Raw genomic sequence first — 13,251 nt, 5'->3', positions numbered from 1 at the left:
TTAGTCTAAGCCGCTAAGCTCTATTTTATAATTGCGTTCTAAATTGACATAGATGGTTTTTTCAGGAGACTTGCTGATTTCAATGATTGGTCGCTCATCTACCAAGACAACTCGCTTTAGTTCGCTGCCCACATATTCTTCGGTAATTCTAGCACCGTGTAGGTTTTGTTGAAGCAGCTCAATAGGCCAATGCACCAATTGAATGTCAGCAATGACATATTCTGGTTTCACCTCTGGAAGCTCAATATAACTATGTAGGTGATGTGTGCCATCATCGCGAAAAGTCTGTTCAAAAATAGGCAAACCTGTTGTTGTCATTGCAACCATCGACATTTCCCGCTGTTTAAACTCTAGTTGCACAATCAATTCATTAACCTGATCGTTGACTTTAAACTGCAGTAACTGGGCAAAATGCTTTCCTTGAAGCTCTTTAGCTACAGATCCTAAAGACATGGTTACATGCCCCGTTAAGTGAACAGTACCTTGCTCATGAACCTTAATTAAAGCACATGCACTCACAATTGAGATCATGAGCACTAAGCTAAAACTCTTAACCAATAAGCTTACATGCGACATAAATCCACCAGCACTTTCAAACGGCGCTCACTCTGTGCTACATAAGGATTCTTTTCATCCCAAGCATAGCCCGCCAAAATCGAACAAATCATACTTTTCACAGATGGGTCTTGTTCATCATAAAAAATGATATCTTGAAACTCAGCACTGTACCACGCGGTAACAAATGTCTTAAAGCAATCTACGCCTTTTCGCAGCGGCACTTCGAATTCGTTTTCAAAATCCACATGCTCACCCTCTAAGTGCTTTACAACAAGAGGTGAAATAAGACTCGCCGACTTTAATGCGATTGTAACGCCAGAAGAAAATACCGGATCCAAAAACTCCCCAGCGTTACCAAGCAACGCATAATTTTTACCGGATAAATGGGTTACATCAGCGCTGTAGCCCTTAATGCTATTCACATCATTAAGCCATTCAGCATTTTTCAGCAAATACGCTAAATTGGGTGCTGAGTATACAAACTTTTTAAGCGTCTCTCGTTCGGACAAGTTTTCACAAAATTGCGCTTCTTTGCCCACTACACCTATACTTGCCGTGCCATCTGAAAAGGGAATTAACCACAACCAAATATCTGGTGAATCTGGATGAACGGTGATTAGAATTTTGTTGCGATCAAATTGTTCACATTGAATGTTGTCTTTGATGTGTGTGAAAAACGACTTTCTTGAGGGAAAACAAGAAGGCCTTTCTAAATCGAGCAAACGCGGCAACACTCTAGCAAAGCCACTTGCATCTAACAAAAACTTGCCTTGTAATTGATACAATTCACCTTGCTCATTGCGTACGTCCAATATTGGCATTTCAGATTCCACATCAACCTTTTCTACTGTGTGGCCGAAACGAATATCAGCGCCAAATTGTGCAGCTCCTTTTGCCAGTAAATGGTCAAAGTCAGCGCGTTTTACTTGATATGTTTCGAACGGCCCTGCACTGAATTTTTTTTCAAAATCAAAGCTGGTATAACTATCTAACTTTTGGAAGGTTGCGCCATCTTTATACTGAAAGCCAAGTTGCTCAGCTGCATCATGGATCAGAGGCTCAAGGCCAGCTTCTTTAAGAAACGACATACATTGAGGCAAAAGGCTTTCGCCGATTGAAAATCGCGGGAAATGTTGTTTTTCTATGATTGTGACTTGATAGCCATTACGCGCCAACATCGCTCCGGCCGCAGCGCCAGCAGGTCCTGCGCCAATAATTATTACGTCTGATACTTCTCGATTCATGCTTTCCTCTTTACAACTAAAGGCGCTACAAAATAAATACTTACAATACCTATCATGATGGTATAGCCAAAACTATAAATGGCTGGTGTTTGACTAAATGACAGCATTCCAAATACGAATACTGATGAAAGGGCTGACAGAGATATTGCCAGCGCTGTACTGCGTTCCTGACCACATTTAAGGTAAAAAATAAAATAATCTATGGCCAACGCAACTAATAAAACCAAGGCTAAGAAATTAAATAAATTCAAGCTCCCCTGAAGCAGTAGCGCGCCAGCTAATCCAATTAGACATGATAAGAGTAGCCAAATACCACTCTTGACAGCAGATACGAGATCAAAGCGCACGCATAACACCAATAAGAACACACTTAACGCAATAGCAAACCAAATCAGTAAACTATGCCGCATTTCAAATAGCACTCGAGAAAGTTGTTCAGCTTTATCCACTCGAGCAACCTTTGCAAAGTTTTTTAACACAGTATCGATATACTGTGTTTCAGCACCATTGACATAAATCAAACTGGCGTGTTGACCGTTTAATTCGAGGTATTGGCTGGAATATAATTCACTTAGTTCAGACTTTAATAAAACGTCTAGTGTTAAATTTGAAGTTGCGCCGACTTCAATCGGTTGGCCTAACAGCCCAGCTAGAATGTCAAAATCACCACGGCTTAATGCTTCAGTCAACAGTACAAGGTTTTCCTGCTGTCTAGATTTAGAAGGAAGCCAATTGCTCAATGCTTGAACTGAGATGTGTGGCGATTGCGACTTAAGTGCAGCAATCAATTTTTCCTCTTTTTCTAATAACAACTCTAAATTTGAATCCCATAATATTAATCGCTGGCTTTGGGTGCCAAAAAACCACTGCTGATGCATTGCTTCATTTTTTCTCAGTGCTTCACTACTTGCGTTAAGCAGCGCAATATCATCATTAAATACTTGTTTATTGGTCAAGATAAACAAGGTGGACAGTAAACCAAGCAAAGAAATTATTACTGTTGTAGGACGCCTTACCGAATCTAAAAAAACGCTAACTCTCTCTCCAAGCTGGTTCAAACGAGATTGACTAGTACACTGAGAAAACAAATAGGGGATGATAAATAACGCACTACATAGTGCACCAACCAATCCAAACGCAATAAATATACCCACTTGTTCTAGTGCTTCCATAGGCAATAGCATAAATGCACAATAACCACTTACAGTAGAAATACACCCTAACTTAACAGCACTACGCACCTTGCTGTAAGCCATTGCATCTTTTTGATCTGTCGACATCACATGAAAGCTATAGTCTATTGCAATGCCAATTAACGTAATTGAAAAAACCAAAGTGATGACATGCGTACTGTCATACAAAAGTGACAACGCCAATAAACCAAAACACACAGCATTCAATTGAGTTACCAACACAGCTAGCAAAGCGCGAATACTCTTAAAAGACCACAACACGATTAATACAATTAAAAAGGCACTCAACCCGCCCAACCAACGCATTTCTTTGTTTGCCTGATGCATATTTTCTGCACTGTGAAATGGGATCCCAGAATAGCTAATGGTAAGATTTGGATATACAAACTGAGTATTCGTAAGTGTGTCTTTAACCGCATGCACTAGCTGTGTGACTGCATCCATGCTGTTTAATTCATCTAACGGCAGAGACAGCATTAACACATAATGCTTAGCGTCGTCATTAACGACTAAACGGCCATCTTCAATGGCCAAGCTATTCGCTTGTTGCATCAAAGCCGCTTGTACAAACGCAGCGGTTGTCAGCGTCGGATCTAAGGGGAAAAATAATGGCGTCAAGGGATCAAATGCATTGTTTAATTTAGCCAGTGCAGCTTCACCCAGCGAACTTCCCCCTTTGAGGGCTTGACGAGCTTCCTGATCTAATAAATAACCATGATAGGAGCCGTACAGTCCTGCGACTGCATCTAGCTCTGGAAAACCGACACTTCTATGCAACCACCCCTTATCCGCATAGTATTTTTGCACCTTATCGTGAGCTGTAAGGGCATCTTCCCCACTAAAGGCGATTATTGCATTATTTTTGTAACGTTGAAAAAATGCATTTTCTGCTTCACTTACAAACTCAATATCCTCATTTGGCAATAGCGAGAGAATATCTGCTTCAAGGTTTACTTTCCCTTGAAGCAATAAATAAATCAGTAGTGACAATGCAACAATTAACTGCGTAAGGCCGAGTGGCAAATACTGTTTTTTTGGCAGATATAACATAGATTACGACAAACTCATTTCGTCATTTTTGAGAAGCAAACTGTAAGTGAATAATTGTCTTGTTATTCTTGCTATCAAAGAGTTCGATTTTATCTATTCCACCCTGACCACATAAAACAACATTATTCAAAGCCATACTCAACGGCTCACTGGTGGGCGTCATTGAAATACAATTACGACGTTTATCAGTGGATAAATTAAAGACCTTTTCCAATTCTTTAAACTTTCCCTGTAAAAGCGCAAATATCAATGTAGACATGTCGCTTCCTTGAGGTGTTGGCTTTTTATCTCCGCGGCTATTTATGGTGTAAAGCATATCATTTTCGTAGAGCACTGCACTTTTTACTGGTGCCAGTGTCTGCCATAACAAACGCTGTTTATTTACATCAAACGTTCCGTGAGACTTTAGAGGGTGCTTCAACACCTTGAAGTACTTCAGCTGCTCAAAAGTGCCCGAAAAAGGCAAACTTGGGGCAACCAGGTTCAACTTATCTGTGGCTTGTTGCGCTGTCAAAGCCTGACCAAAAGCGTTCAAGCTAAGCAGCATCATTAAAATTGTGAGTATTGCTTTAATCACGTATCTATCGCAGCCTTTAATTTATCTACTAATTTCTGTGGCGTACCAAACTGCATTTCATTTGTCGCCTTATCCACAGCCACTTGTGTTGTTGACCCTTTGGTCAATTTGCTACCAGTCTCAACATCCGTAATTAAATAATTGATTTTGAGCCGAGTCTCATATTCAATCAGCTGAGCAACCACACTGATTTTTTGACCAAAAACACATGCGCCAACAAACTTAGTTTGCATGTCTATAATGGGCCACACATAACCTAGCTTTTCCATGTTGTTATATCCAAAATTGAATTTGTCTAACAACTTGCAACGCGCTATTTCAAAATAACGCGCATAGTTGCCATGCCAAACGACATTCATCGGATCACAGTCGTGAAAAGGAATTTCAATTTCGACACGTGCTTCTAGCAATACCTTTTTATTTCTCATAGAGCTCCCATTTTTGTCCTTGGATCGATGCAATTGTTTCTCTAAGCGTTTGCTCTAATGGCCTGTCTTCGACCAATAAAGGGAATGACGCATCAATGTCATCGAACATCTTTCCTACATTGTCCTCTAAATCTTCACGACTCAACTGCCCCTGAGCAATCCTTAGCCTTACCCCTTGAACTGATGCAAGTAAAGTACTGGCGATTACTTGTTCTGTAAGTTGCAAGACTCTCAGAGCATCTCGTGCTGAGATAGTCCCCATACTCACTTTATCTTGGTTGTGGCACTCTGTTGAACGGGAAAATACACTCGCAGGCATAGTTAGCTTCAGTGCTTCAGCTGTATATGCTGATGCACCAATTTGTACAGCCTTAAATCCATGATTGATATACTTTCGCTCCTCACTACTGGCTGATAAATTGGAAGGCAACCCATTGTTATATCGAGTATCAACCAAAGAAGCTAGCTGTCTATCTGCTAGATCAGCTAAATTAGCCACGGCAGTTTTTAATGAGTCCATCACCATTGCGATGTGGCCACCATAGAAATGACCGCCATGCAAGACGTGTTGGCCTCTGCCATCAATGATTGGATTGTCGTTTGCCGAATTAAGTTCATTTTCTATGGTAGTTTCAAAAAATGGCAGGCTATCTTCTAACACGCCAATTACATGAGGGGCACAGCGAATAGAGTACCTGTCCTGAAGTCGTGGTGAATTTCTAGGATGCTCAACATGACGCAGGTCTGAGCGAATCCGCGCGGCAACCTTTTGTTGCCCTTGATGAGGCTTCACACTAAACAGAATTTCGTCGAAATGATGTGAATTCCCCTGCAAAGCAATGCTTGCCAACGATGTTACTCTTGTCGCAAGCTCGCTCAAATACCTAGCTCGGTCATGAGCAAGGCAAGCAAGGGCCGTCATTACTGCAGTACCATTCATTATGGCCAAACCTTCTTTAGGCCTAAGCGAGATAGGCTTCAAGCCAAGCTCTTGCATCACAACTTTACTATTTTTTACTTCACCTTTATAAAGGACATCCCGCTCTCCAACCAAAGCCCCAGCGATGTATGAAAGCGGAGTCAAATCACCACTTGCACCAACAGAACCTTCCTGAGGAATGCGAGGAGTCACATCTTGATTAATAAATTCGCAAAGCAACTTCAACATAGGCCAATCGACACCAGAAAAGCCTTGAGAAAGAGAAGCCAAACGTGCTGCTAGAATCGCTTTACCTTGCTGTTCATCAAAATAATCTCCCAGCCCACAGCCATGAAATCGAGTTAAGTGTAATGGTAGCTCATTCACTAAATCTAACGGAATATCAACCGTAACCGAATCACCATACCCAGTTGTAACACCATAGATTACACCTTCCTCATCTAGCAAGCTCTCTAAAAAGGCAACTGCAGAGTCAATCTTCTCAGCAAATTGCTCATTGCCGCTCAATGCGACTGCCGATCTGCCTTTGGCAATATCAACTATGTTTTGTATGGTAAGTTTGTTGTTACCAAAAGTGATGGTACTTGTACTCACTTATTTATCCTCTTTAGAGCTGACACGTTGAGCATTATTATCCCGCTGCCAGAAATCGTAAAAATTAAACCATTGGTATGGGTACTTTATAGCGTAGTGCTCAAGCCTTTTTGCATAACAAGCAATTAGCTCAGAAAGCACTTCTTGGCGTTGCTTGCGGGGTAATTTCAATTTGTCAGTAACATGCTCGATACAAACTTTGAAATTACGCCCCTCTTTGAAACAAAACAGCCAATATATTGGACATTCTAGCAACGCAGCCAAAATAAATGGCCCTTGAGAAAAAGGAGCATCCTGCCCTAGAAATGGCGAATAAATCACTCTTCCCGCAACCGACTGACTGGTCCTATCCCCAACAATGACTACTATTTCTCCCTGTTCAACTTTATCTTTTAGGAGCATAGCAGTATCGGGACCGACATCTGATACTTGGATCATATTAAGGTCCACATCATCGGCAACATCTTTGAGCAACTGATTAAACTTAATTGCATGCTGAGTGAATACCAGTACATTTATTTTTGTTCCGTAGCGATCTTGGTTCATCGCTCTACACACTTCTAAATTGCCTAAGTGTGAGCCGATAAAAATGGCACCTTTACCGCTTCTTGCAATATTCTCCATCGCCTCTGGGCAGCTATAAATAATTTGCTTGTTGCTAATATTGCCAAGCCAAGCATCTAACTTATCAAAAGCGGCATCTGCAAATGTGCAATAGTGTTTTAATACAGAGAGCTGGCTGTCAGAAATCTTACCCTGCTCTTGATCCGCAGCTACTTTCGACAAAAACTGTTTGGACGCATTCCTGCCATTTTTATCTGTCAAATAGAAATAAAAAACCACGGGGAATAGGAATAACCAAAGGGGATACTTACCTAGGATTTGATAAACACCTAGTAAAAAGCGCAACCCTAAAAGGGAACCTCTCTCGCCAATTTGAGACCAGTGCTTTTCACTCATAATTAGTTAAAACTTCTTCTAAAAAAACGAGCCACTAGTTCTGGGCTTCTCCATAACATGCCAAAACACAAACGAGTGTGCATCCAAGATATTCTAATATTGTCATCTAACGCTTTGAAATGAGAAATGCCGTTTTCTGGGTAGTGAACTTTCGTAGGCACAAATTTAAATGGTGTTTTTTGCCAGTAGAGTTTGACCATAACTTCAATATCAAAATCCATTCTCTTACCTAGTGATGAGCCACTCGCCAATTGGTCGTACGCCGTCAGAGGGTATACTCGATAACCACACATGGTATCTTTTAACTCCTTAGAAAGGGTTTCGACACACACCCAAAAATGAGTGATATAACGAGCATAATAGCGGTGCTTAGGCACTGATTCATCATATACAGGACACCCTGAAATAAGCGCTTCAGGGTTTGCTTTGGATAGAGATAAAAATGTATCTATATCCTGCAAATTGTGCTGACCATCGGCATCAACTTGAAGTGCATGCGAAAACCCTAACTCAATTGCCTTATTTAACCCTGTTTGCACAGCACCACCTTTTCCTTGATTAAAGCGATGATGACATAAGACCACCTTCGGATATTGCTGTGAGATTGTTACGAGTTGAGATTTAATTGATTCTGTACTGGCGTCATTCACAATGATAATAGGCAGAGAGTATTCACTTAACTGACTGATAAGGTCAACAAAACCATGAATATGATTGTAGTTAGGTATAATGAAACAATAACTCACCTAAGCCCCCTCAAAAACAATGCGCCCTGAAGCGTGACTGCCCTTATCAGATTCATACTCAAAAACAACTTTTGTTGGTGATTTTTGTATCAACCGCAGAGTAATAAGGCTATTAGGTACAATGACATTTTGAAACTTTAAGACCTGAACCTCTTCCACTTCAGCAGAAGTCAGTACAAAATGCTCTCGAGCATAATTTACGGCCCAATCGAGTTGTACCACGCCAGCCAAAATTGGCGCGTCGGGAAAATGTCCCTGAAAATAGCTGATATTTTCGGTTACATTCAGTAATAAAGTTACCGTGTCCTCGTCTTTTGTGACGTTAAGCATCTCAGGATGGGTAGTTAGATTATTCAAAAAGCTTCTCCAATGCTGCTGCCGTAGTTTTTCCTTGGTTGTTTATAGGAAACTCTTCCACATACCGCCATTTTTTGGGTATACATATCAATTCAAACTTGTTAGCAAGATGTTGGCGTAAAGTCTGGTTTAGCTGGTGCTTCGATTCAAAGGTTGCATTTCCAATGTTCAAAACCACGACGGCTGCTAATGTACTTCGCTTACCTTCAAGTAAAATCACTTTGCTAGACTGTATCCACGCATGTTCCTCTAGAGTGCGTTCCAAAGCACTTAAATTCACGCGTTTTTCTTCTATCTTTACCGTTCGATCGATACGCCCTAGTAACTTAAATTGACCGTTTGAACAAACCTTTACTTTGTCGCCCATTAGTAGAGGCTCAAAGTTTAAATATGGAGAAGAGAGTACTAACTGTTGACTATCAGGATTTACGGATATCGACATCCCTTCAAACAGCGTCCAAACAGAATCGGACACCTGAGTTTGTTGTCGATGCGCAATTCCGCCAGATTCAGTACTTCCATATATCTCTCTTATGGGAAGCTGCATCTGCGAATACAGCTTAGTTGCAATTTCGCTTTTTAACTCACCACCAGAAGAAAATATACAATTGAAGGCATGAGCGTTAGATGCAAGTACATTGTCATTGCATAAGCGTTTTAAAAATGCCGGACTCGAAATCATCGCAAATTGATTTTTTTCAGCCGTTTTTAGCAGGGGTAGTACATGCTCAGGGTATTCCTTTGTGGGGTGAATTTTCACGCCCAATTTCATAGGTAATAGCAACCTAAACAGCAAGCCGTAAATATGATAATGAGGTACAGTGGAAACAAACTCCCTCACTGGTGACAACTCAAATGTCGATGCTAGTATATCTAATTCCAGTTGCAAAGACTGCCAGGCTTTTCTAATTTGCTTACTTTTGCCAGTAGAACCTGACGTAAAAAAGACGATCGTGCCGGTTGTTGGCCAATAAACTTCGTCTTGTTGCTCACCCAGCTCAACTTCGGACATGCCGTCTATCCAAGTCGAGGTTTCCTTAACACCTAAAAATGCACTTCCACATACAACATCCGCAACTGAAACAGCATCTTCCAGTGTACTGGGTTGTTGATTATTCGGCAGTGCAATTTCACATCCGCGTGCAAGCAATGCAAATAACTTATAGCCAAAGGTATATGGATCACTATCGAATAAAACGGCCTTAGGTGTTGCTCTTATACCTAATTTATTTATTGCTGCGCCCAGCTTTTTACTATAAAGATAACTGTCATGCCAAAAAGACTCAGCTGTTTTAACTTCCCCAGTGTCCAGCACAAAGGAAAACTTAGCGAGTTTAAGATGGGAAAGATCATTCATGGTGTTTTCTGACTTTAATTCTAACCAACCACTCGCCTAAAAACAGCAAGCCCATAGCAATGTACGCAATTAAGCCATTGTATAAAGTCCATACTTCTATGGGGGCTAATAGGGCAGTATACAAAGAAACTAGCATATTAATCACAAAAAAAGCACACCATACCTTGGTTACTTTTTCTGTGTATTGAACACCCTTAGGGGGTAAATCAGGTTCGCGGATCCTCGCCAAGCGTTCAATGATGCAAGGTTTCCATTTCAATGACGCACCAAATACAAACAACATGCAAGCATTAATCACGACTGGGTAAAGCAGCATTCCAACCTGTAAATTCAATACAGATGACAGAACTAAGAAGCTAATCCCGACCCCCAAAATATAATTGAATACTTTCGAGGTCGCTCTACGTTGCAGAACTAACTTTACTGTAAGAACACTTGCCAGAAACAGCGCCAACGCTTGAAAATCAAAGTGCTTCAACCCCTGATAAACAATTATCGGATAACCAAGGGTTACAATCGCGAGAATGATTCCAACAAAAACTTTCAAGTGACTTACTTACTTAATAGCTTTTCCATTTCGTCAATTACGTCATTCACTGTTCTAACTTGCTTGAATGCTTCAGGGTCAATTTTCTTACCCGTCATTTCACGTAATTTCACGACTAAATCGACAGCATCGATGCTGTCTAAATCCAATTCATCGTAAAGATTAGCATCGGGCTTGATTGAGTCCTCTTCAATTTCAAATTCTTCAACCAAAATTTCGCTTAGCTTCTTAAATAAATCTTCTCTAGAACTCATTTTTAACCTTCGGTATTACTCGAAATAAAATCACATAAACTATTAACAGACGCAAAGTGCTGCTTTGTATCTTCACTGTTTGCATCTATCTTAACGCCGAACTGCTTTTTAACGGCTAGTCCAAGTTCAAGCGCATCTATACTATCTAGCCCTAAACCGTCTATGAATAGAGGTTCATCATCAACAATTTCTTCAGGTGTGATATCTTCTAAATCGAGACTATCGATTATTAGCTTCTTTACCACAGCCTTTAAGTTTTCATCAGCCATTTATATTTAACTCCTGTTCATACATATTCCACAGATCTTTAGTCATTGCTCTAGAAGCTACGCTCAGGGAAGTATGATTGTACTTTTTGATACATAACTCTCTATTTAGCTCCGTTAGAGAGAATTTAACTTTCTGTTCTGGGATCTGGTACCACTTTTCTTTTTTAGTTAATGTCGTGGGCGTTACCTGAATTTTTAATAAGGTCAGTGAAGCATTACAACGTAGGGCGATATTTGCAGCACCTCGCTGGAAACTATCGAGTTTGCTATCTTTATTTGTTCTCGTACCTTCAGGGAAGATGATTAGATTGTTGCCCTGTTTAAGAGAGCTCTGGCAGTCTGTGATCAACAGCTCTGGCTCACTGTTACTGATATAGCCAGTACCCAATATAACTCTGCGCATAAATGGGTTTTTTAGTAAATGTGCTTTCACTACACAATCTGCATTTGGAACCATAGAGATAAGTACAACAACGTCAATCAATGAAGGATGATTGGCCAAGATGATACTTCCCTCTAAATTTTGTAGTTTCTTTCCGATGTCGGCTTCAACTTTACACAACCCGAATGCCATCATCACTTTTAGGAAAAATTTAAAACCGAGGTGTACGCTATATCTGGCAACTTGCTTGCGTTTTTCTGCATTGCGATAAAGTAATGCCTGAATAGGGAAAACCACAAACGACAGAAAAATACCACCAACCCCAAAAAGAGTAAATGATGCACCAGTCAAAATTAATCGACGTAGGTAACTCATACGTTTAATCATAACTTTTTAACAACCCAGTTTGCTCTTTGGTTTGACAGCACAAGATGTGATTCAGCAGATGTAAACCACTCACAAAACATAAGGCAATGATTAGTATTTTGTTCAGCACTTGTTTCTGCATCTGTTGTATTGTCGAATGACAACCTTACCTTGCCTTCAGCCCTATTTGAATTTGCAGATAGCACCAGTGCAGCTGCATGTCCTTGCTGATTTTCATCAGCAAAACACTGATAGTGATCCGGAAGCGGTTGGTCCACGTAAATAAGAATAACCTTATCCAAACGTTTAGTATGGATCCGTATATATGCTTCTATTAGTGCAGATAAAAAAGTGTCTCTGCCAGCAGAAATAGCCGTTATTGGAATTTTTTTATTTTTAAAAATTGAGTAAAGACCAGATACCGCATTGTGTACTGACAGACTAAAAGCTGTTGGAGATATCTCTTGTTTAGAAGCTAATGTATCGAGCAATTCACTGGTTTTATGAAAATCACCATGCCTACTCGCAAATACCAACTCACACACAGGAGTACCTTGACCTTCATTGCAGTCAAAGGAAGTTTCTTCTAATTGTAACAAACTTCCCATGGCTAATTTGGCATAATGACTTAAACGCCTTTTTTGCATAGGCTTAAGATCACCAAGCAATTGCTTGAGCTCGATAGTCCCTATCGTCGCAGGAGTAAGAAAAAAATAATCGTCGATTGCTAATTCAAACTGCATCTGACGCTCCACTTAAATACTTCATATCTGAACAGCCCCACTGTTCACAAGGCGGGGATAATACATCAAAACCAACAAACATTCTATCAAAAAAAGAACAATCTGCCGCTCAATGTTACATCCATTTACAATCATACAGATTGTGCTTTTTACCCTCTATAAATATGATTTTATTCATATAAACCATCATCAAAAACAAGTGGACAGCGCTTTTCAACAGCTGTTGAATTTTCCTTAATATCAAAGCATTTTAAAGTTTCCGCTCTATACATTGCATAAAACACAATAAGAAGATAAACCGGTGTGGATTGGGTAAGTAATTTGTGCAAGGTGAAATGAACTAATTTTACAGTTGCTAAGGCCGCTATTTCTGCAAGCCCCCTTCTCGTCACCCTGAACTTGCTTCAGGGTCTATTGTGCAAAAGGTTAGCGACAGCGAACGAAGTGAGTACGGTTCTTTTGCGCAAGGTGAATATCGTGCGAAAGGTTTATGACACAGCGCGAAGCGCTGGCATTCTTTTCGCGCAAGGTGAAACGAGCCGTTTTGACCGCTGATGAGGGACTATATTTAAAAGGAGTAAAGAATTAACACTGTGAAGGTTGCTCCCCTCACCTTGCGCTTATCGTGCAAAAGGTTAGCGACAGCGAACGAAGTGAGAGCGCTCTTTTTGCGCAAGGTGAAATGA

Annotated in this window: 15 protein-coding genes; all 15 read right to left on the bottom strand. The window is 40.5% G+C overall.

The annotated features are described in order from the left end of the window. From QNM18_RS26025 to QNM18_RS25955, 15 genes are read right to left on the bottom strand one after another with little or no spacing between them, the layout of a single operon-like run. Complete coding sequence (locus QNM18_RS26025) at positions 1 to 576, bottom strand: DUF3261 domain-containing protein (RefSeq protein ID WP_284138838.1); 576 nt, start codon at positions 574 to 576, stop codon at positions 1 to 3. Further along, a complete protein-coding gene (locus QNM18_RS26020; RefSeq protein WP_211012657.1) occupies positions 564 to 1,802 on the bottom strand; it encodes an NAD(P)/FAD-dependent oxidoreductase in 1,239 nt (412 codons plus the stop codon). The genes QNM18_RS26025 and QNM18_RS26020 overlap by 13 nt, the downstream gene beginning before the upstream one ends. Beyond that, positions 1,799 to 4,045: an MMPL family transporter gene (locus tag QNM18_RS26015; protein ID WP_284138837.1), complete on the bottom strand. Its 2,247-nt coding sequence runs from the start codon at positions 4,043 to 4,045 to the stop codon at positions 1,799 to 1,801. Before QNM18_RS26015 ends, QNM18_RS26020 begins: the two co-directional genes overlap by 4 nt. 22 nt (positions 4,046 to 4,067) lie before the next feature. After that, complete coding sequence (locus QNM18_RS26010; protein WP_284138836.1) at positions 4,068 to 4,622, bottom strand: LolA family protein; 555 nt, start codon at positions 4,620 to 4,622, stop codon at positions 4,068 to 4,070. Then, positions 4,619 to 5,050, bottom strand: a complete 432-nt coding sequence (locus tag QNM18_RS26005) for an acyl-CoA thioesterase (protein ID WP_284138835.1) — start codon at positions 5,048 to 5,050, stop codon at positions 4,619 to 4,621. Before QNM18_RS26005 ends, QNM18_RS26010 begins: the two co-directional genes overlap by 4 nt. Then, a complete protein-coding gene (locus tag QNM18_RS26000) occupies positions 5,040 to 6,584 on the bottom strand; it encodes an HAL/PAL/TAL family ammonia-lyase (RefSeq protein WP_284138834.1) in 1,545 nt (514 codons plus the stop codon). The genes QNM18_RS26005 and QNM18_RS26000 overlap by 11 nt, the downstream gene beginning before the upstream one ends. Continuing rightward, positions 6,585 to 7,544 (bottom strand): LpxL/LpxP family acyltransferase, encoded by a 960-nt coding sequence (locus QNM18_RS25995; protein WP_211012652.1) that lies wholly within the window; start codon positions 7,542 to 7,544, stop codon positions 6,585 to 6,587. 2 nt (positions 7,545 to 7,546) lie between these two features. After that, complete coding sequence (locus QNM18_RS25990; protein ID WP_284138833.1) at positions 7,547 to 8,290, bottom strand: glycosyltransferase family 2 protein; 744 nt, start codon at positions 8,288 to 8,290, stop codon at positions 7,547 to 7,549. Beyond that, complete coding sequence (locus QNM18_RS25985) at positions 8,291 to 8,647, bottom strand: ApeI family dehydratase (protein WP_211012650.1); 357 nt, start codon at positions 8,645 to 8,647, stop codon at positions 8,291 to 8,293. Beyond that, complete coding sequence (locus tag QNM18_RS25980) at positions 8,640 to 10,004, bottom strand: AMP-binding protein (protein WP_284138832.1); 1,365 nt, start codon at positions 10,002 to 10,004, stop codon at positions 8,640 to 8,642. The genes QNM18_RS25985 and QNM18_RS25980 overlap by 8 nt, the downstream gene beginning before the upstream one ends. Further along, on the bottom strand, positions 9,997 to 10,551 hold the full coding sequence (locus tag QNM18_RS25975; RefSeq protein ID WP_211012648.1) for a COG4648 family protein: 555 nt from the start codon (positions 10,549 to 10,551) through the stop codon (positions 9,997 to 9,999). Before QNM18_RS25975 ends, QNM18_RS25980 begins: the two co-directional genes overlap by 8 nt. A 5-nt stretch (positions 10,552 to 10,556) precedes the next feature. Beyond that, positions 10,557 to 10,805, bottom strand: a complete 249-nt coding sequence (locus QNM18_RS25970) for an acyl carrier protein (RefSeq protein ID WP_211012647.1) — start codon at positions 10,803 to 10,805, stop codon at positions 10,557 to 10,559. A gap of 2 nt (positions 10,806 to 10,807) precedes the next feature. After that, complete coding sequence (locus QNM18_RS25965; protein WP_211012646.1) at positions 10,808 to 11,074, bottom strand: phosphopantetheine-binding protein; 267 nt, start codon at positions 11,072 to 11,074, stop codon at positions 10,808 to 10,810. Beyond that, a complete protein-coding gene (locus tag QNM18_RS25960; RefSeq protein ID WP_211012645.1) occupies positions 11,067 to 11,843 on the bottom strand; it encodes a lysophospholipid acyltransferase family protein in 777 nt (258 codons plus the stop codon). Before QNM18_RS25960 ends, QNM18_RS25965 begins: the two co-directional genes overlap by 8 nt. Continuing rightward, entirely contained in the window at positions 11,840 to 12,565 is a 726-nt protein-coding gene (locus QNM18_RS25955; RefSeq protein WP_284138831.1) for a beta-ketoacyl synthase chain length factor, read from the bottom strand. Before QNM18_RS25955 ends, QNM18_RS25960 begins: the two co-directional genes overlap by 4 nt. Positions 12,566 to 13,251 lie beyond the last annotated feature (686 nt).

The sequence above is a fragment of the Pseudoalteromonas obscura genome, assembly GCF_030135505.1.
GTDB lineage: Bacteria > Pseudomonadota > Gammaproteobacteria > Enterobacterales > Alteromonadaceae > Pseudoalteromonas > Pseudoalteromonas obscura.
The sequence above is the reverse complement of the archived record's forward strand: the minus strand, read 5'-3'. Positions and strand labels throughout refer to the sequence as shown.

Coding starts and splice junctions, on each gene's coding strand:
- QNM18_RS26025 (WP_284138838.1), bottom strand. CDS start 576: ATGTCGCATGTAAGCTTATTGGTTAAGAGTTTTAGCTTAGTGCTCATG.
- QNM18_RS26020 (WP_211012657.1), bottom strand. CDS start 1,802: ATGAATCGAGAAGTATCAGACGTAATAATTATTGGCGCAGGACCTGCT.
- QNM18_RS26015 (WP_284138837.1), bottom strand. CDS start 4,045: ATGTTATATCTGCCAAAAAAACAGTATTTGCCACTCGGCCTTACGCAG.
- QNM18_RS26005 (WP_284138835.1), bottom strand. CDS start 5,050: ATGAGAAATAAAAAGGTATTGCTAGAAGCACGTGTCGAAATTGAAATT.
- QNM18_RS25995 (WP_211012652.1), bottom strand. CDS start 7,544: ATGAGTGAAAAGCACTGGTCTCAAATTGGCGAGAGAGGTTCCCTTTTA.
- QNM18_RS25980 (WP_284138832.1), bottom strand. CDS start 10,004: ATGAATGATCTTTCCCATCTTAAACTCGCTAAGTTTTCCTTTGTGCTG.
- QNM18_RS25970 (WP_211012647.1), bottom strand. CDS start 10,805: ATGAGTTCTAGAGAAGATTTATTTAAGAAGCTAAGCGAAATTTTGGTT.
- QNM18_RS25965 (WP_211012646.1), bottom strand. CDS start 11,074: ATGGCTGATGAAAACTTAAAGGCTGTGGTAAAGAAGCTAATAATCGAT.
- QNM18_RS25960 (WP_211012645.1), bottom strand. CDS start 11,843: ATGATTAAACGTATGAGTTACCTACGTCGATTAATTTTGACTGGTGCA.
- QNM18_RS25955 (WP_284138831.1), bottom strand. CDS start 12,565: ATGCAGTTTGAATTAGCAATCGACGATTATTTTTTTCTTACTCCTGCG.